The following is a 23,646-nucleotide window of genomic DNA, read 5'->3' on the forward strand; positions in this document are numbered from 1 at the left end:
CAGCGCTTGCCGGTGCGCTAGTTCCCACAGCCGGCGGCGCGAGGCGAGTGTGTCGGCGGCGATGGTGGCCGCCAACGGATCATGTTTTTCGCACATGGTTGGGGCTCCTTACGCCGCGGCCGACGCGTCAGTTAGGAAGTCTGGCTGGCGCTTGCGGCTGGCTATTCGGTGAAAGGCGCTCGGGCGCCCAGGGCGACATCAGGCGGTCAGGATCAGCTTGTTGAGCTGGGTGATGCGCAGGCGGTAGATGCGGCCGGCGTGCTCGATCTCGACCTCGCGGCGGTCGTCCATCAGGCTGGCGCTGGTGATGCGCTTGACCGGCGCGGCAGCGATGGCAGCGGCGTGGGCGGTGATGGCGGGCACGGTGGTGGTCATCTCTTGGCTCCATGAATAAGAATGATTCGCATTCATTATTGTGAAAGCACAGGAGGAATGCAAGTGTTATTTGGGAGAAAAAAGAGCCCGGCAGGAGTGACCGGGCCCAAGCTGGGATCGAAGCAGGGCGGCGCCAGCCTACAGCGCGGCCAGCAATTGTGCGGGCGCGTCGCTCTCGGCGCCCTTGGTCTTGGCGGCGGCCAGCTGCTTGGCGCGGGTGCGCGAAGGCGGCAGGCGGCGCAGGGTTTTCAGCGCCTCCGGATCCTTGATGCCGATGGTGCGCTGGTCCACGCTGATCAGGCCGATTTCGTTGAAGGCCGACAGCGTGCGGCTGACGGTTTCCAGCGTCAGGCCCAGGTAGCTGCCGATTTCATGGCGGGTCATGCGCAGGTTGAACAGCTTGCTGGAATAGCCCATCTGCGCGAAGCGCTCGGCCAGCGACACCAGGAAGCGCGCCACGCGCGCCTCGGCGCTGAGCGCGCCCAGCATGCCGATCATGGCCTGCTCGCGCACCAGCTCGCGGCTCATGACGCCGTACATCATGTTTTCCAGTTCCAGGTGGACCCGGCCCAGAGCCGTGAGCTTTTTGAACGGCAGCAGGATCAGGTCGCAGTCGGACAGGGCCACCGCCTCGGACGAGTAGTGGCGGGTGTGGATGCCGTCCACGCCCAGCATGTCGCCCTTCATCGGGAAGCTGAGCACCTGTTCGTTGCCGAATTCGTCGATGAGCACTGTTTTCAGGAAGCCCGAGTTGACGATGTACAGCGTGTCGAACGGCTGGCCGATGGTGTGGATGCGCTGGCCTGTCTTGAACTGCACGTGCTGGAACAGCAGCTCCTCGTTGGTGACCGAACAGGCCGCCGGAATGTGCAGCAAATCGCAGACTTCCTTCAGGTTCGACCAGAGCCGCCCCTGGCGCTGACGGCCAGCCTCCATCGACGAGGACTGCATGGTCGCAGTGGTGGCAGGGCGAATTTCAGACGTTTGCGTAGACAGCATGGTGATCTCCTGTGTACAGGTATTGCTTTTCGATAGGATGGGAACTGGGCTGCACCGTGCTGCTTGGTTTCCTGTTGTGGTGTCGCACGGCATCGTGCTGCTTGTCTGTAGCCGTGCAGCATGAATCGTATGGTTTCAGTATGCCAACGAGGGGAGGAGATAGATATCAGCAATGGCTGAATATGCGCGTAGGAGCTAGCGCGGTATTGTAGGAGTTGTCCTAATGGCGGACGGAGGTATCAGGTCTTGAAGGGCGATAACAGACGATGAGCCACGGCATATTGAACCATCTCTGAGAGCGAGCTCATGCCCATTTTCTGCATGATGCGGGTCTTGTGGGTGCTGACGGTCTTGACGCTCAGGTGCAGGTTGTTGGCGATTTCCGTGATCGACTTGCCCGCAACCAACAGCGAAAAGACTTCGAATTCGCGGTCCGATAGTTGTTTATGCAACAGGCTTTCGTTGGGCATCATGATGTTCAGCGCCAGTTGCTCGGCCACCTCGGTGCTGATGTAGGGGCGGCCGGACGCGACCTTGCGGATGGCGCCGACCAGCTGGGTGCCGGCGCTTTCCTTGGTCAGGTAGCCCTGGGCGCCGGCGCGGATGGCGCGCACCGCGTACTGTTCCTCTTCGTGCATGGTCAGGATCAGGATGGCGAGCTTGGGCGCCTCCGCCTTGATCTGGCGGATCAGGTCGACGCCGCTGCGGCCGGGCATGGACAAGTCCAGCAGCAGCAGGTCGAAACCGCCCTGGCGCACGTGGCCCAGGACTTCGAAGCCGTCGATGGCCTCGCCTACGATATCGATGTCGGGGGCGCCGTCGAGTATGCGCTTAAGACCTTCGCGCATGATGGTGTGGTCGTCGGCAATGACAATTCGAATCATAGAGATGCTTGGGTAAAAGTAATTAAAAGTAAGCTATATTATGTTTGAACTAATCTTATGATCTTACTACAAAAAGCACCTCGCCCGCTTTTTATTTGCTGCCGGGCTCCTTGATCAGGCGGTGCACCAGCACCGGTGTTTTGGCGTGCGACAACACCTTGTTGGTTACACTGCCCAACAGCAGCTGGCCCCAGCCGCTGCGGCCGTGCGATCCCATGAAGATCAGGTCGCAATGGTGTTTTTCCGCCACATCGACGATCTTCAGCGCCGCGCTTTCCGCAAACACCGTCAAGGCCTCGCACGGCACGCCGCGCCTGGCGCAGGAATCGACCACGTCCTGCGTATGCTCCTTGCCGGCGCGCAGCATGGCGGCGCGGTATTCATCCTCGCTGGGATAGCTGGGCGGAATGATTTCGACGTAGATCGGGTACTGGTATTCCGGCGCCACGAACAGCACCAGCACTTCGGCCTTCATCTGTTCGGCAAAAGCCACCCCGGCGCAGGCGGTTTTGCTGGAAACGGCGGAGCCGTCGGTGGTGATCAGGATTTTGCGGTACATGATGAACCTCCTTTTAAATCCAGCTGGCTGCTCTTAATTGTAGCCCCGATTTACATTATTGTTAGTATGGAAAGACTTGATGATTATCAAATGAAAGCGCTTTATGCTGTAGCACCCGTGTTGGCTTTCATACTTTTTACCTGCTTTTTTTGCATTCGAGCACTACTTTTGTGTCTCAAGGCGTGTTTTGTCTATCTAACCAATGTTAGTATCTCCAAATACAACGAAACTTGGCTTGGACCCGGAGCGCAGGGCAGGCGACCCGACTCTGGGATTGAATAATCTGGCTGTGCCCTGCTAAACTCGGGTAAGAGCGTTATATTGCCGAGCGTCATCACAAGCATGCAAGTTTAGGGCAGCAATTTTACAAATTATGGAGAAGCAGGGATTATGACCAACGCCGCTGACGATTTCGACGCACTATTTGATGAAGTGTCTGCTCAGAGCAAGACGGCAGCGCCTGCTCCAGCACCTGCCCCCGCAGCGGCCTCCGCCGAGGACGACCTGGAAAGCCTGTTTGACGAAGTATCCTCGGCCCGGCCCGCAGACGCGGCCGCCCCGGCACCAGCCCCAGCATCAGCCCCTGTCGCCGCCGCCGCGCCGGCCGACGGCGCCGCCGACGGCGAAGACAAACCGATGTTCGAACGCCTGGGCGGCATCGTGCGCCTGCTGCACGATTCGCTGCGCGAACTGGGCTACGACAAGGCGCTGACCGAGGCGTCGTCGCAGATCAACGATGCCCAGGACCGGCTCGAGTACGTCGCCACCCTGACCGAGCAAGCCGCCAACAAGGTGCTTAACACCCTGGACGAAGGCATGCCGGAGCAGGACGTGCTGTCGAAGAAATCCAAGGAAATGGAAACCCGCTGGGCCGACCTGTTCGCAGGCAAGCTCAGCCTGGACCAGTTCAAGCAGCTGGCCGGCGATTCGCAGGCGTTCGCGGTGGCCGTCTCGGCCGCCACCGAGGCGGAAAAGGCCCGCCTGCTGGAAATCATGATGGCCCAGGACTTCCAGGACATCACCGGTCAGCTGATCAAGAAAGTCGTGAACATCACCAAGACGGTGGAGCACGAACTGGCAGAACTGCTGCGCGACAACGCGCCGCCGGCGGTACGCGAGAAAATCGCGCAAAAAGAAGTGTCCCTGATGTCCGGCCCTTCGGCTCCAGCCGTAGCGCTGAACCAGGACAATGTCGACGACCTGCTTGCTGACCTGGGATTCTAATGGACGATATGCTCAAGGATTTCGTCGTCGAGGCGATGGATCTTGCGGTCAACGTTGAAGAGCATCTGCTGCGGCTCGAACGCGACCCGGATAACAAAGAAACTTTGAACGCGGTGTTCCGCTCCTTCCACACCATCAAGGGCGGCGCCGGTTTCATGGGCCTGCCGGCGCTGGTGGCGGCTTGCCACCTGACCGAGAACCTGTTCGACGCGCTGCGCACCGGCGCCGCGCCGGTGACGCCGATCGCGATCGAGGCGGCGCTGCAGGCGTCGGGCTTCGTGGCCGACCAGCTGGCCGAACTGAACAACGGCGCCGAGCCGGACAGCCTGCCGGCCATGCCCAAGGATCTGGAAGTCATCCTGACCGACGCCATCGAAGGCAAGACCACGGCTGGGCCGGCGCATGCGCCGGCCGCCAAGGCCGCCACGCCGGCGCCAGCCCCCGCTCCCGCACCGGCCGCGGCTGCCGCCCCTGCGCCGGCCCCAGCCGCTGCGCCCGCCTCGGCGCCGTCGCCTGACGGCCTGGACTGGGAAGGCATGTACGAAGCGGTGATGCCGGCCGGTAGCTACACCAAACCTGTCGCGGCCGCGGCTCCGGCGGCGCATGCGCCATCGGCCCCGCTGCCGGCGGCCGAACTGGCCGCCGTCGTGGCTGCCGTGCAGGCCGCTGCGCCGGCCGCCGCGCCGGCCAGGCGCGAAGCCGCCGAGAAACGCGAAGAGCGTCCGCACGCCGCGCCGGCCAAGGAAGAATCGATCCGGGTCGACGCCGTCAAGCTGGACGCGCTGCTGGAAGTGGCCGGCGAATCGGTGCAGGCCGCCAACCAGGCCGCCGTGCTGCTGGAGCGCCTGCTGCAGTTCAAGTTCGAAGGCCAGGCCCAGACCCTGATGGCGACGCTGGCGGAAACGCTGGAACGCGCCTCGCGCTACTCCACCGAACTGCAACGCGCCACCCTGGCGACCCGCATGCAGCCGGTCGGCCGCCTGTTCCAGAAATTCCCGCGCCTGGTGCGCGAACTGGCGAAAGACCTGGGCAAGGACGTCGAGCTGACCATCGAAGGCGCCGAGACCGAGGTCGACCGCGTGGTGGTGGACAGCCTGTACGATCCGCTGGTGCACATGCTGCGCAATTCGCTGGACCACGGCGTCGAATCGCCGGAAGACCGGCTCGCCGCCGGCAAGCCGGCCAAGGCCTATATTTCGCTCAAAGCATGGCAAGAAGCAAATAGCGTTATGATTGTGCTTCAGGACGACGGCAAAGGCATGGATCCGGTGGTGCTGCGCACCAAGGCCCAGCAAAAGGGCCTGATCTCGGAATCGGTGCAGTTGACCAACGACGAATGCTTCCAGCTGGTATTCTTGCCGGGTTTCTCGACCAAGGAAGTGGCCTCCAGCGTGTCCGGCCGCGGCGTCGGCATGGACGTGGTGAAGACCGCCGTGGAGAAGAACCGCGGCGCCATCCACATCGAATCGGCGCTGGGCAAGGGCACCAAGTTCGCCATCCGCCTGCCGATCGAGCTGTCGATCGTGCCGACCATGCTGGTCTCGACCTCGGGCGCCGCGCTGGCGCTGCCGATGGCCGTGGTGCAGCGCGTGGTCGAGCTGCCGGAAGTGTTCATGGAGGTGGGCGGCGCGCCGGTGCTGAAAGACCAGGGCCGTCCGCTGCCGGTGCGTTCGCTGGCCGATTCGCTGGGCTACGAGAGCTGCCGCGAGAAGGTGGGCATTGTTGTCGCCGCACCACAGCCATACATCCTGGCGGTGGAAGCGGTCGACGGCACCGCCGACCTGGTGATTAAACCGATGACCGCGATTAGCGTCGAGGGCATCACCGGCACCGCGCGTTCGGCCGAAGGCGAACTGGTGCTAGTGGTGGGCCTATCGTTCCTAATGGACGGATGTCGAGGTAGTGTACGCATGGCGGCTTAGTCTCAGCACTAAGCCAGATAGACCAAAAGCCTGCGTCCACGCAGGCTTTTTTTTTATTCGCAATACAAGATTTTTCAAAAGGAGTCATAAAAAGTGTATCGGTAGGCGGAACCGCATCGGCTCACGAGGCCTGACAGCGGCGCCCGCTGCCGCATTGCACAATATGGCATAATCGAAGTGGATCACTCACACAGGCTGCAGCAGTACTCATAAATTATGATGAAGACGCTTTACGACAAACTCTGGGAATCGCACGTGGTCAAGGCCGAGGAAGACGGCACCACGATCCTGTACATCGACCGCCACCTGGTGCACGAAGTCACCAGCCCGCAGGCCTTCGACGGCCTGCGCGCCGCCGGCCGCGCGCCGTGGCGCGTGTCCGCCAACCTGGCGGTGGCCGACCACAACGTGCCGACCACCGGCCGCGCCGACGGCATCGCCGACCCGGTCTCGCGCCTGCAGGTGGAAACGCTGGACAAGAACGCCAAGTCCTACGGCCTGACCTACTTCAATATGAACGACAAGCGCCAGGGCATCGTCCACGTGATCGGGCCGGAGCAGGGCGCCACCCTGCCGGGCATGACCGTGGTCTGCGGCGACTCGCACACCTCCACCCACGGCGCCTTCGGCGCGCTGGCGCACGGCATCGGCACCTCCGAAGTCGAACACGTGCTGGCGACCCAGACGCTGCTGCAAAAGAAATCCAAGGCCATGCTGGTGCAGGTCGACGGCGCGCTGCCGGCCGGCGTCACCGCCAAGGACGTGGTGCTGGCCATCATCGGCAAGATCGGCACCGCCGGCGGCACCGGCTACTGCATCGAGTTCGGCGGTTCGACCATCCGCGCGCTGTCGATGGAAGGCCGGATGACGGTCTGCAACATGGCGATCGAGGCCGGCGCGCGCGCCGGCATCATCGGCGTCGACGACGTCACCATCAACTACGTCAAGGGCCGCCCGTTCTCGCCGGCGGGCCCGCACTGGGACCGCGCGGTCGACTACTGGCGCACGCTGCATTCCGATGCCGGCGCCAAGTTCGATCTGGTGGTCACGCTCAACGCCGCCGAGATCAAGCCGCAGGTGACCTGGGGCACGTCGCCGGAAATGGTGACCTCGATCGACGGCCGCGTGCCGGACCCGGAACACGAAAAAGACAGCGTCAAGCGCGACGCCATCGAAAAGGCGCTGGTCTACATGAACCTCAAGCCGAACATGGCGATCGAGGACATCCGCATCGACAAGGTCTTCATCGGTTCCTGCACCAACTCGCGCATCGAGGATCTGCGCGCCGCCGCCGAGGTGGTGCGCGGCAAGCACCGCGCCTCCAACGTCAAGCTGGCGATGGTGGTGCCGGGCTCCGGCCTGGTGAAGGACCAGGCCGAGAAGGAAGGCCTGGACCGCATCTTCAAGGATGCCGGTTTCGAATGGCGCGATCCGGGCTGCTCGATGTGCCTGGCGATGAACGCCGACCGCCTGGAACCGGGCGAGCGCTGCGCCTCGACCTCGAACCGCAATTTTGAAGGACGCCAAGGCCAGGGCGGACGCACCCATCTGGTGTCTCCCGCGATGGCCGCCGCCGCCGGTATCGCCGGCCACTTCGTTGACGTACGCGCTTTACGCTGAGCCTTGCGTTGATTTTTCCTTTTGATACTACGAGTACACCAACATGAAAAAACTATTCGCCCTGTCCATCATCGCGCTGATCCTGACCGGTTGCAACACCGTCAACGGCTTCGGCAAGGACGTCAAAAAAGTCGGTGAGTCGCTGGAAGGCGCTTCGACCAAAAAATAAACCGCAGCACGGCGGGCCGCGACGGTCCGCCGTCGCACAACCCGAACGAGAATCATGGATAAATTTACGATCTACGAAGGACTGGTGGCCCCGCTGGACCGCGCCAATGTCGACACCGACGCCATCATTCCTAAGCAATTTTTGAAGTCGATTCATCGCACCGGCTTCGGCCCGAACCTGTTCGACGAATGGCGTTACCTGGACCACGGCGAGCCGGGCCAGGACAACAGCCAGCGTCCGCTCAATCCGGAGTTCGTGCTCAACGAGCCGCGCTACCAGGGCGCCTCGATCCTGCTGACCCGCAAGAACTTCGGCTGCGGCTCCTCGCGCGAGCACGCGCCGTGGGCGCTGGACCAGTACGGCTTCCGCGCCATCATCGCGCCGTCGTTCGCCGACATCTTCTTCAACAACTGCTACAAAAGCGGCTTGCTGCCCATCGTTTTATCCGAAACGCAGATCGACCATCTGTTCAATGAAGTCAAGGCCTTCCCCGGTTACCGTCTGGTGGTCGACCTTGAACAGCAGCGCATCTCCACCAGCAATGGCAGCGTCTCCTATCCCTTCGAGATCGACGCCTTCCGCAAATACTGCCTGATGAACGGGCTCGACGATATCGGCCTGACCCTGCGTCACGCCGACGCTATCCGCGGCTTCGAAGAGCGCCATCTGGCAACCCAACCTTGGTTGGCCAACGTCATCTAATCTCGAAAACTACTCATGAAAATCGCTATCCTCCCGGGCGACGGTATCGGCCCGGAAATCATTGCGCAAGCTGTCAAAGTCCTCAACGTACTGGGCGAAAAATTTGAGCTGGAAAGCGCGCCGGTCGGCGGCGCCGGCTACGCGGCCCACGGCCACCCGCTGCCGGAAGGCACGCTGGCGCTGGCCAAGGCGGCCGACGCGGTGCTGTTCGGCGCCGTTGGCGACTACCAGTACGACACGCTGGAACGCGCGCTGCGTCCCGAGCAGGCCATCCTCGGCCTGCGCAAGAACCTGGGCCTGTTCGCCAATCTGCGTCCGGCCATCCTGTATCCGCAACTGGCCAACGCCTCGACCCTGAAGCCGGAAGTGGTGTCCGGCCTGGACATCCTGATCATCCGCGAACTGACCGGCGACATCTACTTCGGCCAGCCGCGCGGCGTGCGCGAGTGCCCGGACGGCGCCTTCAAGGGCCAGCGCGAAGGCTTCGACACCATGCGCTACGCCGAAGGCGAAATCCGCCGCATCGCCCACGTGGCGTTCCAGGCCGCGCAGAAGCGCAGCAAGCGCCTGACCAGCGTCGACAAGGCCAACGTGCTGGAAACCTTCCAGTTCTGGAAAGATATCGTCACCGACGTGCACAAGGAGTACCCGGACGTCGCGCTCGAGCACATGTACGTCGACAACGCCGCGATGCAGCTGGTGCGCGCGCCGAAGAAGTTCGACGTCATCGTCACCGGCAATATGTTCGGCGACATCCTGAGCGACCAGGCGGCCATGCTGACCGGCTCGATCGGCATGTTGCCGTCGGCCTCGCTGGACGCCAACAACAAGGGCCTGTACGAGCCGTCGCACGGTTCCGCGCCCGACATCGCCGGCAAGGGCATCGCCAATCCGCTGGCGACGATCCTGTCGGCCGCGATGATGCTGCGCTACTCGCTGAACAAGGCCGAACAGGCCGACCGCATCGAGAACGCCGTCAAGCACGTGCTGTCGCAAGGCCTGCGCACCGGCGACATCTACGAAGCCGGCACCACCAAGGTGGGCACGGAAGAGATGGGCAACGCGGTGGTCAAGGCTTTGGCCTGAAACGTATGAGCCGTCATTCCCGCGCAAGCGGGAATCCATGCTGACGCCGCGTAGGCGCCAGCGCGGCATGGGTTCCCGCTTGCGCGGGAACGACGGGGTAACGGTATAAACAATATAAAGGAATGATGATGAAACTCGTAGGCTTGGTAGGTTGGCGCGGTATGGTCGGTTCGGTCCTGATGCAGCGCATGCAGGAAGAGGGCGATTTCGCCCACATCGAACCGGTGTTTTTCACCACCTCGAATCCGGGCGGCGACGCCCCGGCGATGGCGAAGAATGAAACCAAACTGAAAAGCGCGACCGACATCGACGAACTGAAAAAGTGCGAGATCATCATCTCGTGCCAGGGCGGCGACTACACCACCGAAGTGTTCCCCAAGCTGCGCGCGGCCGGCTGGAACGGCTACTGGATCGACGCCGCCTCCACGCTGCGCATGGAGAAGGACGCCGTCATCGTGCTGGACCCGGTCAACCTGCACGTCATCAAGGACGCGCTGGGCAAGGGCGTGAAGAACTACATCGGCGGCAACTGCACCGTGTCGTGCATGCTGATGGGCCTGGGCGGCCTGTTCCAGCACAACCTGGTCGAGTGGATGACCTCCATGACCTACCAGGCGGCATCGGGCGGCGGCGCCCAGCACATGCGTGAACTGCTGACCCAGTTCGGCACCATCAACTCGTCGGTCAAGGCGCTGCTGGACAATCCGGCTTCCGCCATCCTGGAAATCGACCGCCAGGTGCTGGCCACCCAGCACGGCCTGACGGCCGAGGAAACCAAGCAGTTCGGCGCGCCGCTGGCCGGCAACCTGATCCCGTGGATCGACAAGGACCTGGGCAACGGCCAGTCGAAGGAAGAATGGAAGGGCGGCGCCGAGACCAACAAGATCCTGGGCCTGGGCGCGGACTTCGGTTCGAAAGCCATCCCTGTGGACGGCCTGTGCGTGCGCATCGGCGCCATGCGCAGCCACTCGCAGGCGCTGACCATCAAGCTGAAGAAAGACGTGCCGATCGACGAGATCCACGACATCATCGCCGCCAACAACCAGTGGGTCAAAGTGGTGCCGAACACGCGTGAAGCGTCGGTCAAGGACCTGTCGCCGGCCGCCGCCACCGGCAGCCTGACCATCCCGGTCGGCCGCCTGCGCAAGATGAGCATGGGCGACGATTACCTGTCGGCCTTCACCGTCGGCGACCAGCTGCTGTGGGGCGCGGCCGAACCGCTGCGCCGCATGCTGCGCATCGTGCTGGACAAGTAAACCCGCAAGGCCAGGCAGGGGTCTGACCCCGTACGGGGTCAGACCCCACCACTGTTCATGCTGTGCAATTGTTAAAGCAGAAGGGGTTTTCTCTATGAGCTCTCATAGGGAAAACCCCTTTTTTTGGTTTAAAGTAGGCATAGACGTTACACATCCTCATGTATCACTAGAGAAACATCGTGCAAAGCTTGCATGCTCTGGAGCATGATGATATGTTGGTATATCTGGGAAAGTAACATTTTCCCTCTGACAACCTGATGCCGCCCACTATGCACGTACCCACTCGCTCCAGCATTGTTTCCTTCGCGTTGAAGACACTCACCGGAGCTGTCGCCAGTGCGGTGTTAGTGGCGGCCTCGGCCAACGCCGCCGGGCTCGGCAAGCTGACGGTCTTATCGTCGCTGGGGCAGCCGCTGCGAGCGGAGATCGAACTGACCGCGGTCTCGGCGGAAGAAGCCGGCGCGCTGGTCGCCAAGCTGGCGCCGGCCGAAGCCTTCCGCACCGCCAACATCGATTTCAATCCGACCCTGCTGTCGCTGCGCTTCGAAGTCGAACAGCGCAATGGCCGCCAGGTGATACGCATAACGTCCAGCCAGCCGGTCAACGAACCGTTTGTCGACATGCTGCTGGAACTGAACTGGACCGGCGGCCGCATGGTCCGCGAATACACCTTCCTGCTGGACCCGGCCGACATGCGCGCGACGCAATCGCCGCAGGTGGCCGCGCCGGTGGACCTGGGCCGCAACGCCGCGCCAGCCGCCGCCGCTGTCCCCGCGACGCCGGCCGCCGCGCCGGTGGCGCAGAGCACGCCGGCGCCGGTGCGCCAGCCTGCCGCGCCTGCCGCCAAGGAATACACGGTCAAGTCCGGCGACAACCTGACCCGCATCGCCAATCAGGTCAAGCCGGTCGACGTGTCGCTGGACATGATGCTGGTGGCGTTGTACCGCGCCAACCCGGAGGCGTTCTCCGGCAACAATATGAACCGCCTGAAGTCGGGCCAGATCCTGGCCGTGCCGGATGCCGACACCATCCGCAACACCGTGCCGGAAGGCGAGGCGCGCGGCGTGGTGGTCGCGCACGCGGCCGACTTCAACGCCTACCGCGCCAAGCTGGCCGGGCAGGTGGCCAACAGCACGCCGGCCAAGGAGCCGGACACCACCCAGAACGTGTCGGGCAAGATCACCGCCAAGGTGGAAGAGAAGCCCAACGCCGTCAACGCCGCCAAGGACAAGCTGACGCTGTCGAAAACCACGTCCGGCGCGCCGGTCGCAGGCAAGACCGGCATGGCGGTGGAAGACAAGATCGCCCACCAGAAGGAACTGGACGAAGCCGCCGCGCGCACCAAGGAACTGGAAAAGAACGTCCACGACCTCGAAAAGCTGATGGCGGTGAAGAACAAGGCTGGCGCGGACTCCGCAAAAGCCTCGGCCTCTGCCTCGGTGTCCGCATCGGCCCAGGTCGAAGCGCCGGCGCCGGTCAAGCCCAAGCGCACGCTGGTGATCCCGCCGAAGAAACTCGAACCTAGCCTGTTCGAAACGTTGATGGACAACCTGCAATACGTCGGCCTGGCTGCCGCGGCCCTGCTGGCCGGCGTCGGCGCGGTGATCGCCTCGCGCCGACGCAAGAAGTTCGAGGTGCCGAAGGAAGAGACCAGCATCCTCGGCGACACCGCGATCCCGTCGCAGGCGCTGATCGCCGAAACGGGCGGCCAGAGCGTGGACACCAACAACAGCGTGTTCAATTCCAACTTCGCGCCGTCGGCCAGCCAGCTCGACACCAATGAGGTCGATCCGGTGGCGGAGGCCGACGTCTACATCGCCTACGGCCGCGACGCCCAGGCTGAGGAAATCCTGAAAGAGGCGCTGCGCAGCCATCCGGAGCGCCACGCGGTGCGCCTGAAGCTGCTGGAAATCTACGTCACCCGCAAGGACGCGCGCGCCTTCGAGAGCCAGGCCTCCGAGCTGTATTCGATGACGCGCGGCCAGGGCGATGAATGGGCGCAAGCCGCCGCCATGGGCCGTACGCTGGACCCAAGCAATCCGCTGTACTCCGAGGGTGGCGCTGCCGCCGACGACGGCGCCGGCATGTTCGCCGCCGCGCCGGCGGTGGCTGCCGCCGGTGTCGCCGCCGGCGCTGCCGCGTTCAACCCATCGGACTTTAGCAGCGATTTCAACGCGCCCGCCCCGGCGCCTGCCCCAAGTGGCCTCGACCTGGATCTGGGCGCCGACGCCCCGGCTGCCGCCGGCAACAGCAATCTGATGGACTTCGGCAGCGAGATGGATACCGCCTTGCCGCAGGCAGCCGATGCCTCGGTGTCGCCGGCCTCGGTGGCAGCGGAATCCGACAACCTGATGGACTTCGATCTGGGCGGCCTGAGCTTCGAGCCGGCCGCTGCCACGCCTGCGCCGGCTGAAGCGCCGGCCGCAGCGGTCGAGCCGGAAGCGTTGCCGGAAGACGATTTCAACCTCGCCTTCGACGCGCCAGCCGCGCCAGCGCCCGTGCCTGTGCCTGCGCCAGCGCCAGCGCCGGCGGAAGACCTGAGCATGGACTTCGGCCTGGACTTGCCTGCCGAGGCGGTGGCGCCTGAATTGCCATCGGCCAGCACCGATCCGCTGGACCTGGACCTGATGAATTTTGAAATTCCGGCACTGCCGGCCGTGCCAGCGCCAGCGCCAGCCGCCGAGCTGGACGCCGGCGACTTCGCCGACGCCCTGCAGGCGGTCGAAGAAGTCACGCCTGCGCCGGCCCCGGCCGCGCAGGAGTTCGACCTGTCCGGCATCGACCTCGACCTGGACAGCGCGCTGGGCGGCTCCGGCGCCCCGGCCGCGGCCGACGCCGCGCCATCCCACGTGCGCGACGACACGCTGTCGGCGCACCACATGGAAATGGACACCAAGCTGGACCTGGCAATCGCCTACCAGGAAATCGGCGACAAGGAAGGCGCGCGCGAACTGCTGGACGAAGTGCTGCGCGGCGGCAGTGACGACCAGATCGCCAAGGCCAATGCGATGCGCGCCCAATTGGGGTAATCCCGCTCCGTATATAATGGCTGACTCAGACATTACATCGGGCAGCAATTGAAACGGATAGCAATCGGCGTCCAGTACGACGGAACCGCGTGGAACGGCTACCAGAAACAGGCGGACGGCCACACGGTCCAGGATAAGCTGGAACAGGCGCTGGAGAAATTCGCCAGGGTGCCGCTGGCCACCACCTGCGCCGGCCGCACCGACACCGGCGTGCACGCGCTGGAGCAAGTGGTTCATTTCGACACCGAGCTGGTACGCGACACCCATTCCTGGGTGCGCGGCGTCAACGCCTTCCTGCCGCCGTCGATCGCGGTGCGCTGGGCCAGGCAGCTGGACGGCGACCCGACCGTCAACGACTTCTTCCACGCCCGCTTCAGCGCCCGCGCGCGCACCTATCACTACGTGCTGTACAACAATCCGACCCGTTCGCCGCTGCTGGAAGGGCGCGCCGGCTTCTGCTTCCGTCCGCTGGACGTGGAGCTGATGCGGCAGGCCATCCCGCCGCTGATCGGCTGGCACGACTTCACCGCTTTCCGCGCGGCGCAATGCCAGGCCAAGTCGCCGGTCAAGCTGATGCACGATATCCAGATCAAGCGCCACGGCGAGCTGGTGGTGTTCACCATCACCGCCAACGCCTTCCTGCACCACATGGTGCGCAACCTGGTTGGCTCGCTGGTCTACATCGGCACCGGGCGCGAGAAGCCGGAATGGCTGGGCCAGCTGCTGGAGACCAAGGACCGCCACGCCGCCGCCCCGACCTTCATGCCGGATGGCCTGTACCTGGCCAAGATCGACTACGACCCCAAATGGGAGCTGCCGCTGGAAACCACCAGCGCGCTCCCCTGGTTCTAAAGGAGCATCATGCGCACCCGTATCAAAATTTGCGGCCTGACCCGTGTGGAAGACGTGCAAGCCGCCGTGGCGGCGGGCGCCGATGCGATCGGCTTCGTGTTCTATCCGAAGAGCCCGCGCTACGTGACGCCCGCGCAGGCCGCCGGGCTGATCCGCGCCGTGCCGCCCTTCATCACCTGCACCGGCCTGTTCGTCAACGCCACGCCGGAGGAGGTGGCGGCCACCTGCCAGGTGGCGCCGATTTCGCTGATCCAGCTGCACGGCGACGAGACGGTGGAGCAGTCCGCCGCCATCGCCGCAGCGGCCGGGCGACAGTTCATGCGGGTGTTCCGCGTCAAACCTGACACGCAGCCGTCCGATTTGCTAGAATACGAGCAGCTGTGCCGCGCCGCCAGTCCCTTGTTCACCAGCCTGTTGCTGGATACCTATGTGGATGCCTACGGTGGCGCAGGAAAGGGTTTTGATTGGTCTCTCATTCCAAAAGATCTCGCGCCTCGGGTCGTTTTAAGTGGTGGCTTGAGCGTACACAACGCGACTGACGCGGTGGTCGGTGTACGCCCCTACGCCGTCGACATCAGCAGTGGTGTCGAAGCGTCCAAGGGGATCAAGGACGCCCGCAAGATCGCCGACTTTGTCGCGGCGGTGCGGGCCGGAGATACTATGAATGAAAGCGAAATCCACCATGATGAACGCCCCAGCGAAGCCGCTGTTCCACGCTAAAGACTACAGCCTTCCCGACTCCAAAGGCCATTTCGGCCCCTACGGCGGCTCCTTCGTCGCCGAAACCCTGACCTACGCGCTGGCCGAGCTCAACGAAGCCTACGAGCGCTACAGCAAGGATCCTGAGTTCCTCGACGAGTTCCGTTACGAGCTCAAGCACTTTGTCGGCCGGCCGTCGCCGATCTACCACGCCAAGCGCTGGTCCGAGCTGGCCGGCGGCGCGCAGATCTACTTCAAGCGCGAAGACCTGAACCATACCGGCGCCCACAAGATCAACAACGTCATCGGCCAGGCCCTGCTGGCCAAGCGCATGGGCAAGCCGCGCATCATCGCCGAGACCGGCGCCGGGCAGCACGGCGTCGCCACCGCCACCATCTGCGCCCGCTTCGGGCTGGAGTGCGTGGTCTACATGGGCAGCGAGGACGTCAAGCGCCAGGCGCAGAACGTCTACCGCATGAAGCTGCTGGGCGCGACCGTGGTGCCGGTGGAGTCCGGTTCCAAGACCTTGAAGGACGCGCTCAACGAAGCCATGCGCGACTGGGTCACCAACATTGAAAACACTTTCTACATCATCGGCACCGTGGCCGGCCCGCATCCTTACCCGATGCTGGTGCGCGACTTCCAGTCGGTGATCGGCGAGGAATGCCTGGTGCAGATGCCGGAGATGACCGGCCGCCAGCCGGACTGCGTAGTGGCCTGCATCGGTGGCGGTTCCAACGCCATGGGCATCTTCTACCCCTACATCGACCAGAAGCAGGTGCGCCTGATCGGCGTCGAGGCGGCGGGCGAGGGGCTGGATGGCGACAAGCACGCCGCGTCGCTGACCAAGGGTTATCCGGGCGTCCTGCACGGCAACCGCACCTATCTGCTGCAGGACGAGAACGGCCAGATCATCGAGACGCATTCGGTGTCGGCCGGCCTGGACTATCCGGGCGTGGGGCCGGAACATGCCTACCTGAAGGACAGCGGTCGCGCGGAATATGTGTCGATCACGGACGAGGAGGCGCTGAAGGCCTTCCACGATTGCTGTCATATCGAAGGCATCATCCCGGCGCTGGAATCGTCGCACGCGCTGGCGTACGCGGCGAAGCTGGCGGCAACCTTGCCTAAAGATCAAATTATTTTGGCCAACCTGTCGGGTCGGGGCGACAAGGACATGCATACCGTCGCAGAGCGTATGGGGCTGAATTTCAGCTGACGCGTCGTCCCCGCGCAAGCGGGGGCCCATACTCAGCATGGGTTCCCGCGTGCGCGGGAACGACGGTTCGACATTCAACTAAGAGAAAATCCATGTCCAAAATCGCAGCAACTTTCAGCGCCCTGAAGGCGCACAACAAAACCGCGCTCATCACTTTCATCACCGCCGGCGATCCGTCGCCGGAATCTACGGTGCCGCTGATGCACGCCATGGTGGCGGGCGGCGCCGACATCCTGGAACTCGGCGTGCCGTTTTCCGATCCGATGGCTGAAGGCCCGGTGATCCAGCGCGCCTGCGAGCGGGCGCTGGCCAACGGCGTCGGCATCCACGACGTGTTCGGCTACGTGGCGGAGTTCCGCAAGACCAACCAGACCACGCCGGTGGTGCTGATGGGCTATGCCAATCCGATCGAGCGCATCGGCGCGGCCACCTTCATCGCCAAGTCCAAGGCGGTGGGGGCGGACGGCGCCATCGTGGTCGACTACCCGCCGGAAGAGTGCGAAGAGTTCGCGGCCGCCATGCGTGCCGCCGAGCTGGACCTGATCTTCCTGCTGGCGCCGACCTCGACCGAACAGCGCATCGCCCAGGTGGCCAAGGTTGGTGGCGGCTTCAGCTACTACGTCTCGCTGAAGGGCGTGACGGGCGCCGGCAATATCGACACGGTGGAAGTGGCGGAACGTCTGACGGCGATCCGCAAGCACGTGCAGTTGCCGATCGGCGTAGGCTTCGGCATCCGCGACGGCGCCACCGCGCGCGCCGTGGCCGAGGTGGCCGACGCGGTCGTCATCGGCAGCCGCATCATCCAGGAAATCGAAAACGCCGGCAAGGACGGCGCCGTCGCCGCCGTGCAAACCTTTGTCAGCGGCATCCGCAGCGCCCTCGACGCTTAAAACCTCTCCGGGGCGCTTGCCGCCCCTCAAATCCCGACCGCTCACCTTGATACATAGTTAAGCACTGACTATGTTGAAGGAGAGCGGCCGTGCGTTTCGAATGGAATGTTCGCAAGGCCAAGGCTAACTTGCAAAAGCATCGCGTGAGTTTCGAAGAGGCGGAATCGGTATTTCATGATGGTCGAGCAAGGTCTCTGGCTGACACCGAACACTCGGACGATGAGGATAGGTTTATCAATATCGGTGCTAGTGATCGAGGTAGGTTGTTGTCGGTATGCTATTGTTTTCGCGGCAATGACGTCATCCGAATTTTTTCTGCTCGCAAAGCCAATGCATTGGAAGTCCAACTTTATTTTGGGGAGTGATGCTATGTGCGAGGACGAGATCGATGTTTCCAGGTGCGTCCCGGTGCCGAATCCTTTTGTCGAGCTATTGACGCGTGAATTGCCGCTGCGTTTGCCGAATGACACGATCAACTATTTTCAGCAAATTGGCGATAAGTTTGGCTGGCCGGCACATCGGATTATCGAATTGTACCTAAGGAATATCGCCTATACAGGTTACAAAATTCCTCTGGATTTGCCTGTCTTGGGGGCCGAACAAGCGGAGGAGGCAGTAGGTGATTCCCTCTAAAAACCCGCCAATTCCATGACGAAGTTTAAAAATTGTTGTACTGCAAAGTTCGACAGGGGGGCGAGAAACGGCTACACTTCGGCCACAAGTTAGCTGCAAGGAGAATTTATGAGTTGGTTGGAAAAACTGCTGCCCCCACGTATCCAGCGTTCCGACGCTGCCGCACGCAAGACCATGCCCGAGGGCCTGTGGGTCAAATGCCCATCCTGCGAAGCCGTCCTGTACCGCACCGATCTGGAATCGAACCTGCACGTTTGCCCGAAATGCGACCATCACATGCGCATCCGCGCCCGTGAGCGCCTCGACAGCCTGTTCGACGCCGGCGGCCGCTACGAAATCGGCATGGACACCCTGCCGGTCGATACGCTGAAGTTCAAAGACAGCAAGAAATATCCTGACCGCCTCAAGCAAGCCATGGAAGCCACCGGTGAGACCGATGCGCTGATCGTCATGGGCGGCGCCATCATGAGCCTGCCATGCGTGGTGGCCTGCTTCGAATTCGAATTCATGGGCGGCTCGATGGGCTCCGTGGTCGGCGAGCGCTTCGTGCGCGGCGCGCAAGTGGCCCTGGAACAGAAAGTGCCGTTCATCTGCATCACCGCCACCGGCGGCGCCCGCATGCAGGAAGGCTTGCTGTCGCTGATGCAGATGGCCAAGACCACCGCCATGCTGACCAAGCTGTCGGAGAAGAAGCTGCCGTTCATCAGCGTGCTGACCGATCCGACCATGGGCGGCGTGTCGGCCTCGTTCGCCTTCATGGGCGACGTCGTCATCGCCGAGCCGAAAGCGCTGATCGGCTTCGCCGGCCCGCGCGTGATCGAAAACACCGTGCGCGAGAAACTGCCGGAAGGCTTCCAGCGCGCCGAGTTCCTGGTCACCAAGGGCGCCGTCGACATGATCGTCGACCGCCGCAAGATGCGCGAAGAAATCGCCCGTCTGATGGCACTGCTGCAAAATCAAGCGGTCGAAGTGCTCGCCTAAAAGCAGCCACGTCCTCACGCTACGGCGCGCAATCGGCTATCATGCCGGCCTGCGCGCCGTTTTTCATTTCTGAGCCCCCATCATGCCGAATCTCCCAACTACTTTGCCCGCCTGGCTTGCACTGCTTGAGTCGCGCCACGCCGAAACCGTCATCAACATGGGCCTGGACCGCGTGCTCGCCGTCAAGGAGCGCCTGCAACTGAATTTCAGCTGCCCGGTCATCATGGTGGCCGGCACCAACGGCAAGGGCTCGACCTGCGCCATGCTGGAATCGGTGCTGATGCGCGCCGGCTACAAGGTCGGCCTGTACATCAAGCCGCACTTCCTGGACTTCAACGAGCGCGCGCGCATCAACGGCGAGCTGGCCAGCGATGAAGTGCTGGTGGCCGCCTTCAACGCGGTCGAGGCTGTGCGCGGCGATACCCCGCTGACCTATTTCGAATTCACCACGCTGGCCATCATGTACCTGCTGAGCGGCGCCGGCATGGATGTCGTGATCCTGGAGGTGGGCCTGGGCGGACGCCTGGACGCGGTCAACATCGTCGATGCCGACGTCGCCATCGTCACCAGCGTCGACATCGACCATACCGACTATCTGGGCGACACGCGCGAGGCGATCGGCTTCGAGAAGGCCGGCATTTTCCGCGCCGGCAAAACCGCCATCTGCTCGGACCCGGTGCCGCCGCAATCGCTGATCGACCACGCCAACGCCATCGGCGCCGACCTGTGGCTGATGGGCCGCGATTTCAACTATTCCGGCGACAAGCAGCAATGGAACTACGGCGGCCGCTCGCAGCGCCGCAATTCGCTGGCCTATCCTAGCCTGCGCGGCGCCAACCAGATCCTCAACGCCTCGGCCGCGCTGGCCGCGCTGGAAGCGCTGAAGCTGGAACTGCCGGTCGGCGCGCAGGAAGTGCGCACCGGCCTGGTGACGGTGGAGCTGCCGGGCCGCTTCCAGGTGCTGCCTGGCCGCCCGACCGTGATCCTCGACGTGGCGCACAATCCACACGCCGCCTCGGCGCTGAACCAGAACCTCGGCAACATGGGCTTCCACCCGTACACCTACGCCGTGTTCGGCTCCATGCACGACAAGGATATCGACGGCGTGATCGCCGCCATGTCCGAGCATGTGGACCACTGGTGCCTGACCACGCTGCCGTCGCCGCGCGCGGCCAGCGCCTCGGAACTGGCGGCCAAGGTGCAAATCGTGCAGGCGGACAAAGCCGAGCGCACCATCAATATCTTCGACGATCCGGCCGCGGCCTATGCAAATGCGATCAGCCGAGCCGGGGAGAATGATAGAATTGTGGTCTTTGGATCTTTCCTCACGGTCGCCGGCGTCATGGCGGCACGAAAATCCGCATTCCATTGAACGCACAGGACTGAAATCACGCATGGGCTTGTTCTCGAAACTCGGTAAAAACAAGCAAGAGGCCGCCGGTCAGGACAGTGGCTATTACACCAGCGCAGATGACCAGGCCGCGACGGAGCGCGCACGCTCCAAGCGCGCCTCGTCGGCGGATGGTTCCGCCAAACCCCGCCGCAGCAAAGACCGCGAAGCGGACGACCCGGTGTTGCCGGAAAAGAAACGCGCGCGCCGCCGCCTGGTTGGCGCCATCGCGCTGGCGCTGGGCGTCGCCATCGGTTTGCCGATGGTGCTCGATTCCGAACCGAAGCCGCTGGCGTCCGATATTGAAATCAAGATTCCCGCCAAGGACAAGCCGGCCGAGGCTCCGCTTGCTCCGGCCCCGGCCGTCGCCGCGCCGGTCGCGCAGAGCGCCGCGTTGGACGCCAAGGAAGAAATCGTCGACGACGTCAAGCCGGCCAAGCCTGCAGCGCCGCTGGCTGTGGCGCCCGTCAAGGTCGACACCACCAAGCGCGACGCCGAACTGAAGGCTGAAGCCAAGGCCAAGGCGGACGCCAAGGCGGACGCCAAGGCGGAGACCGTCGCCAAACTCAAGGCCGACAACGAAGCCAAGGCCCGCCAGGACGCCGACTACAAGCAGGAAATCGAACGCAAGCAGGCCGAAGTGAAGGCCGAAGCCAAGGCCAAGGCCGAAGCCGAGCGCAAGCTGGCCGAAGCCAAGGCCGCCAAGCCGGCCGCGCCGTCGGAAGACGCGCGCGCGCTGGCCATCCTGGAAGGCAAGCCGGCCGCCAAGCCGGCCGCCGAAGCCGGTCAGAAATTCGTACTGCAGGTGGCCGCGCTGAGCGACCAGGGCAAGGTCGACGAGCTGCGCGACAAATTGAAGAAAGCAGGCATCAGCTCCTTCACGCAAAAGACGCCGTCCGGTGACATCACCCGCGTGCGCGTGGGCCCGTTCACCAACAAGGATGAGGCCGAAAAAGTGCGGGCCAAGCTGAGCGCTATGGGCCTGAACGGCCGTCTCGAAACCGTCTGATCGAGCAGGCGCCCGACGTGACGATCTTCGATTATCTGGTGATTTTTGTATTGGTCGCGTCGGTCATCATCAGCATGATGCGCGGCCTGGTGAAGGAAGTGTTGTCGCTGGCCGGCTGGGTGGTGGCCTTCGTGCTCGCCAACGCCTACGCCGCCGTGCTGGCGCCCATGCTGCCGCCGGTGCTGCCGGGCGAGGTGCTGCGGCTGATCCTTGCCTTTATCGCACTGTTTATCGGTGTGAAGATTTTGACGGGCCTGCTGAGCATGGCGCTGGGCGCCTTGCTCGATGCCGGCGGCCTCAGCCTGGTTGACCGCGCGCTGGGCATGGTGTTCGGCTTCGGTCGCGGCCTTGTAATTGTGCTGGCCGGTGTCATCCTGTGTGGGATGACCTCGATACCGCAACAAGCATTTTGGAAGAATGCGCTATTGAGTCCGCTCGCGGAAACCGGGGCGCATACGGTGAAAGCCTTTCTTCCCGCTGCCATGGCGCAGCATGTGAATTTTTGAATTCTTTAAATCAGTAGCACCCAGTCCAGGAGCAACATCATGTGTGGCATCGTCGGCGTCGTTTCTCATCAACCTGTCAACCAACTGCTGTATGACGCATTGCTGCTGTTGCAGCACCGCGGCCAGGATGCGGCAGGTATCGCGACCAATCACAGCAGCATGTTCGCCATGCACAAGGCCAACGGCCTGGTGCGTGACGTTTTCCGTACCCGTAACATGCGTACGCTGCAAGGCAATTCCGGCATCGGTCACTGCCGCTATCCAACCGCCGGCTCGTCGAGCGAGGAAGAGGCGCAGCCGTTCTACGTCAACGCGCCGTTCGGCATCACGCTGGCGCATAACGGCAACCTGACCAACTGGGAACAGCTCAAGAAAGAAATGTTCCAGAACGACCGCCGCCACATCAACACCGATTCCGATTCGGAAGTGCTGCTGAACGTGCTGGCCCACGAGATCCAGAAAGCCACCACCGGCATCTCGATCGACGCCGACACGATTTTTGAAGCCGTGACCGTGCTGCATCGCCGCGTGCGTGGCGGCTACGCTGCCGTGGCGCAGATCGCCGGCGTCGGCCTGCTGGCCTTCCGCGATCCGTTCGGCATCCGTCCGCTGTGCCTGGGCATCAACGAAACCGAGCAGGGCGCCGAGTACCTGATCGCTTCCGAGTCCGTGGCGCTGGAAGGCATGGGCTTCCGCTTCGTGCGCGACATCGCGCCGGGCGAGGCCGTCTTCATCGACGCCGACAAGCAGCTGCATGCGCGCCAGTGCGCCGACAATCCGTCGCTCAATCCTTGCGTGTTCGAGTTCGTCTACCTGGCCCGTCCGGATTCCGTGATCGACGGCGCCTCCGTGTACGCCACCCGCCTGAAGATGGGCGAGTACCTGGCAGAGAAGATCAAGCGCGAATTCAAGGACGGCGAGATCGACGTCGTCATGCCGATTCCGGATTCGTCGCGTCCCGCCGCGATCCAGCTGGCGCTGGCGCTGAACGTGGAATACCGCGAAGGCTTCATCAAGAACCGTTACATTGGCCGCACCTTCATCATGCCGGGCCAGGCTGCGCGCAAGAAGTCGGTGCGTCAGAAGCTGAACGCCATCGCTTCCGAGTTCAAGGACAAGGTCGTGCTGCTGGTGGACGACTCCATCGTGCGCGGCACCACCAGCCGCGAGATCGTGCAGATGGCGCGCGAAGCCGGCGCCAAGAAAGTGATCTTCGCCTCGGCGGCGCCACCGGTGATCTTCCCTAACGTGTACGGCATCGACATGCCTACCCGCGACGAGCTGATCGCCTACGGCCGCAGCACCGAGGAAGTGTGCCGCGAGATCACTGCCGATTACCTGGTCTACCAGGACATCGACGCGCTGAAGCGCGCCATCTCCGACGTCAATCCGGCGCTGAAGAACTTCGAGGCGTCGTGCTTCGACGGCGTGTACGTCACCGGCGACATCTCCAAGGACTACCTGGACAAGCTGGAGTACGCGCGCCACCATCCGAAGGCCTCCGGCCCCGAGGATGCGGGCCGCTCGCAACTGAATCTGAATCTCGCGACCGCCGAAGGCTGATTGAGCGTTAGCCCCGCACCCCGGCCACCGGGGTCAGACCCCGTACGGGGTCTGACCCCTTTTTGCCGCAATGCGGGGT

23 protein-coding genes are annotated in these 23,646 nt (G+C 63.3%); 19 read left to right on the top strand and 4 right to left on the bottom strand.

The features are described 5' to 3' along the window. Positions 1-198 precede the first annotated feature (198 nt). The 4 genes from hemP to ACEN9O_RS16515 all read right to left on the bottom strand — a co-directional run bounded on the left by hemP (position 199) and on the right by ACEN9O_RS16515 (position 2,817). A complete protein-coding gene (gene hemP / locus ACEN9O_RS16500; RefSeq protein WP_495612957.1) occupies positions 199-375 on the bottom strand; it encodes a hemin uptake protein HemP in 177 nt (58 codons plus the stop codon). 138 nt (positions 376-513) lie between these two features. Then, positions 514-1,311 (bottom strand): Crp/Fnr family transcriptional regulator, encoded by a 798-nt coding sequence (locus tag ACEN9O_RS16505; protein WP_116990661.1) that lies wholly within the window; start codon positions 1,309-1,311, stop codon positions 514-516. A 302-nt stretch (positions 1,312-1,613) separates the two neighbouring features. After that, positions 1,614-2,258, bottom strand: a complete 645-nt coding sequence (locus tag ACEN9O_RS16510; RefSeq protein WP_495612958.1) for a response regulator — start codon at positions 2,256-2,258, stop codon at positions 1,614-1,616. Positions 2,259-2,349: 91 nt separating this feature from the next. Next, complete coding sequence (locus ACEN9O_RS16515) at positions 2,350-2,817, bottom strand: universal stress protein (protein WP_495612959.1); 468 nt, start codon at positions 2,815-2,817, stop codon at positions 2,350-2,352. Between the two features lie 390 nt (positions 2,818-3,207). Between ACEN9O_RS16515 and ACEN9O_RS16520 the strand changes: the two genes are divergently transcribed. From ACEN9O_RS16520 to purF, 19 genes are all read left to right on the top strand, one after another. After that, entirely contained in the window at positions 3,208-4,041 is an 834-nt protein-coding gene (locus ACEN9O_RS16520; protein WP_495612960.1) for a protein phosphatase CheZ, read from the top strand. Next, entirely contained in the window at positions 4,041-5,963 is a 1,923-nt protein-coding gene (locus ACEN9O_RS16525) for a chemotaxis protein CheA (protein ID WP_495612961.1), read from the top strand. The genes ACEN9O_RS16520 and ACEN9O_RS16525 overlap by 1 nt, the downstream gene beginning before the upstream one ends. A gap of 216 nt (positions 5,964-6,179) precedes the next feature. Further along, positions 6,180-7,583: a 3-isopropylmalate dehydratase large subunit gene (gene leuC / locus ACEN9O_RS16530; RefSeq protein ID WP_495612962.1), complete on the top strand. Its 1,404-nt coding sequence runs from the start codon at positions 6,180-6,182 to the stop codon at positions 7,581-7,583. A 43-nt stretch (positions 7,584-7,626) separates the two neighbouring features. After that, entirely contained in the window at positions 7,627-7,752 is a 126-nt protein-coding gene (locus ACEN9O_RS16535) for an entericidin A/B family lipoprotein (RefSeq protein WP_008450980.1), read from the top strand. A gap of 54 nt (positions 7,753-7,806) precedes the next feature. Continuing rightward, complete coding sequence (gene leuD, locus ACEN9O_RS16540) at positions 7,807-8,454, top strand: 3-isopropylmalate dehydratase small subunit (protein WP_495612963.1); 648 nt, start codon at positions 7,807-7,809, stop codon at positions 8,452-8,454. A 15-nt stretch (positions 8,455-8,469) separates the two neighbouring features. After that, positions 8,470-9,540 (top strand): 3-isopropylmalate dehydrogenase, encoded by a 1,071-nt coding sequence (gene leuB / locus ACEN9O_RS16545; RefSeq protein ID WP_495612964.1) that lies wholly within the window; start codon positions 8,470-8,472, stop codon positions 9,538-9,540. A 128-nt stretch (positions 9,541-9,668) separates the two neighbouring features. Then, positions 9,669-10,796 (top strand): aspartate-semialdehyde dehydrogenase, encoded by a 1,128-nt coding sequence (gene asd / locus ACEN9O_RS16550; protein ID WP_494728135.1) that lies wholly within the window; start codon positions 9,669-9,671, stop codon positions 10,794-10,796. Between the two features lie 269 nt (positions 10,797-11,065). Then, positions 11,066-13,825 carry a motility hub landmark protein FimV gene (locus ACEN9O_RS16555; protein ID WP_495612965.1) on the top strand — a complete coding sequence of 920 codons (2,760 nt, stop codon included), beginning with the start codon at positions 11,066-11,068 and terminating at the stop codon, positions 13,823-13,825. A gap of 48 nt (positions 13,826-13,873) precedes the next feature. After that, entirely contained in the window at positions 13,874-14,677 is an 804-nt protein-coding gene (truA, locus tag ACEN9O_RS16560) for a tRNA pseudouridine(38-40) synthase TruA (RefSeq protein ID WP_495612966.1), read from the top strand. Positions 14,678-14,683: 6 nt separating this feature from the next. Continuing rightward, on the top strand, positions 14,684-15,397 hold the full coding sequence (locus ACEN9O_RS16565) for a phosphoribosylanthranilate isomerase (RefSeq protein WP_495618490.1): 714 nt from the start codon (positions 14,684-14,686) through the stop codon (positions 15,395-15,397). Next, complete coding sequence (trpB, locus tag ACEN9O_RS16570) at positions 15,342-16,595, top strand: tryptophan synthase subunit beta (RefSeq protein WP_495612967.1); 1,254 nt, start codon at positions 15,342-15,344, stop codon at positions 16,593-16,595. Before ACEN9O_RS16565 ends, trpB begins: the two co-directional genes overlap by 56 nt. Positions 16,596-16,687: 92 nt before the next feature. Continuing rightward, on the top strand, positions 16,688-17,485 hold the full coding sequence (gene trpA / locus ACEN9O_RS16575) for a tryptophan synthase subunit alpha (RefSeq protein WP_495612968.1): 798 nt from the start codon (positions 16,688-16,690) through the stop codon (positions 17,483-17,485). A 143-nt stretch (positions 17,486-17,628) separates the two neighbouring features. Beyond that, entirely contained in the window at positions 17,629-17,850 is a 222-nt protein-coding gene (locus ACEN9O_RS16580) for a BrnT family toxin (protein ID WP_495618491.1), read from the top strand. Positions 17,851-17,854: 4 nt separating this feature from the next. Next, entirely contained in the window at positions 17,855-18,118 is a 264-nt protein-coding gene (locus ACEN9O_RS16585; protein ID WP_495612969.1) for a hypothetical protein, read from the top strand. A 108-nt stretch (positions 18,119-18,226) separates the two neighbouring features. Continuing rightward, the gene (accD, locus tag ACEN9O_RS16590; protein ID WP_020701805.1) at positions 18,227-19,099 is read left to right on the top strand and encodes an acetyl-CoA carboxylase, carboxyltransferase subunit beta; all 873 of its coding nucleotides are present in this window, start codon (positions 18,227-18,229) and stop codon (positions 19,097-19,099) included. Between the two features lie 82 nt (positions 19,100-19,181). Beyond that, positions 19,182-20,471: a bifunctional tetrahydrofolate synthase/dihydrofolate synthase gene (gene folC, locus ACEN9O_RS16595; RefSeq protein ID WP_495612970.1), complete on the top strand. Its 1,290-nt coding sequence runs from the start codon at positions 19,182-19,184 to the stop codon at positions 20,469-20,471. A 22-nt stretch (positions 20,472-20,493) separates the two neighbouring features. Then, positions 20,494-21,498, top strand: coding sequence for an SPOR domain-containing protein (locus ACEN9O_RS16600; protein ID WP_495612971.1), 1,005 nt, complete (start codon positions 20,494-20,496; stop codon positions 21,496-21,498). Between the two features lie 17 nt (positions 21,499-21,515). Continuing rightward, entirely contained in the window at positions 21,516-22,004 is a 489-nt protein-coding gene (locus ACEN9O_RS16605; RefSeq protein ID WP_495612972.1) for a CvpA family protein, read from the top strand. A 39-nt stretch (positions 22,005-22,043) separates the two neighbouring features. Then, positions 22,044-23,567, top strand: coding sequence for an amidophosphoribosyltransferase (purF, locus tag ACEN9O_RS16610; protein WP_495612973.1), 1,524 nt, complete (start codon positions 22,044-22,046; stop codon positions 23,565-23,567). The last annotated feature ends 79 nt before the right edge of the window (positions 23,568-23,646 follow it).

It is taken from the genome of Duganella sp. Dugasp78 (genome assembly GCF_059491455.1).

What these genes read in the sequence shown, in the direction of transcription:
- ACEN9O_RS16525 (WP_495612961.1), top strand. Translation starts at nt 4,041, where the DNA reads ATGGACGATATGCTCAAGGATTTCGTCGTCGAGGCGATGGATCTTGCG.
- ACEN9O_RS16505 (WP_116990661.1), bottom strand. Translation starts at nt 1,311, where the DNA reads ATGGAGGCTGGCCGTCAGCGCCAGGGGCGGCTCTGGTCGAACCTGAAG.
- asd (WP_494728135.1), top strand. Translation starts at nt 9,669, where the DNA reads ATGAAACTCGTAGGCTTGGTAGGTTGGCGCGGTATGGTCGGTTCGGTC.
- hemP (WP_495612957.1), bottom strand. Translation starts at nt 375, where the DNA reads ATGACCACCACCGTGCCCGCCATCACCGCCCACGCCGCTGCCATCGCT.
- purF (WP_495612973.1), top strand. Translation starts at nt 22,044, where the DNA reads ATGTGTGGCATCGTCGGCGTCGTTTCTCATCAACCTGTCAACCAACTG.
- ACEN9O_RS16555 (WP_495612965.1), top strand. Translation starts at nt 11,066, where the DNA reads ATGCACGTACCCACTCGCTCCAGCATTGTTTCCTTCGCGTTGAAGACA.
- leuB (WP_495612964.1), top strand. Translation starts at nt 8,470, where the DNA reads ATGAAAATCGCTATCCTCCCGGGCGACGGTATCGGCCCGGAAATCATT.
- ACEN9O_RS16520 (WP_495612960.1), top strand. Translation starts at nt 3,208, where the DNA reads ATGACCAACGCCGCTGACGATTTCGACGCACTATTTGATGAAGTGTCT.
- ACEN9O_RS16600 (WP_495612971.1), top strand. Translation starts at nt 20,494, where the DNA reads ATGGGCTTGTTCTCGAAACTCGGTAAAAACAAGCAAGAGGCCGCCGGT.
- folC (WP_495612970.1), top strand. Translation starts at nt 19,182, where the DNA reads ATGCCGAATCTCCCAACTACTTTGCCCGCCTGGCTTGCACTGCTTGAG.
- ACEN9O_RS16535 (WP_008450980.1), top strand. Translation starts at nt 7,627, where the DNA reads ATGAAAAAACTATTCGCCCTGTCCATCATCGCGCTGATCCTGACCGGT.
- ACEN9O_RS16585 (WP_495612969.1), top strand. Translation starts at nt 17,855, where the DNA reads ATGTGCGAGGACGAGATCGATGTTTCCAGGTGCGTCCCGGTGCCGAAT.
- ACEN9O_RS16510 (WP_495612958.1), bottom strand. Translation starts at nt 2,258, where the DNA reads ATGATTCGAATTGTCATTGCCGACGACCACACCATCATGCGCGAAGGT.
- accD (WP_020701805.1), top strand. Translation starts at nt 18,227, where the DNA reads ATGAGTTGGTTGGAAAAACTGCTGCCCCCACGTATCCAGCGTTCCGAC.
- leuD (WP_495612963.1), top strand. Translation starts at nt 7,807, where the DNA reads ATGGATAAATTTACGATCTACGAAGGACTGGTGGCCCCGCTGGACCGC.
- ACEN9O_RS16515 (WP_495612959.1), bottom strand. Translation starts at nt 2,817, where the DNA reads ATGTACCGCAAAATCCTGATCACCACCGACGGCTCCGCCGTTTCCAGC.
- trpB (WP_495612967.1), top strand. Translation starts at nt 15,342, where the DNA reads ATGAAAGCGAAATCCACCATGATGAACGCCCCAGCGAAGCCGCTGTTC.
- trpA (WP_495612968.1), top strand. Translation starts at nt 16,688, where the DNA reads ATGTCCAAAATCGCAGCAACTTTCAGCGCCCTGAAGGCGCACAACAAA.
- leuC (WP_495612962.1), top strand. Translation starts at nt 6,180, where the DNA reads ATGATGAAGACGCTTTACGACAAACTCTGGGAATCGCACGTGGTCAAG.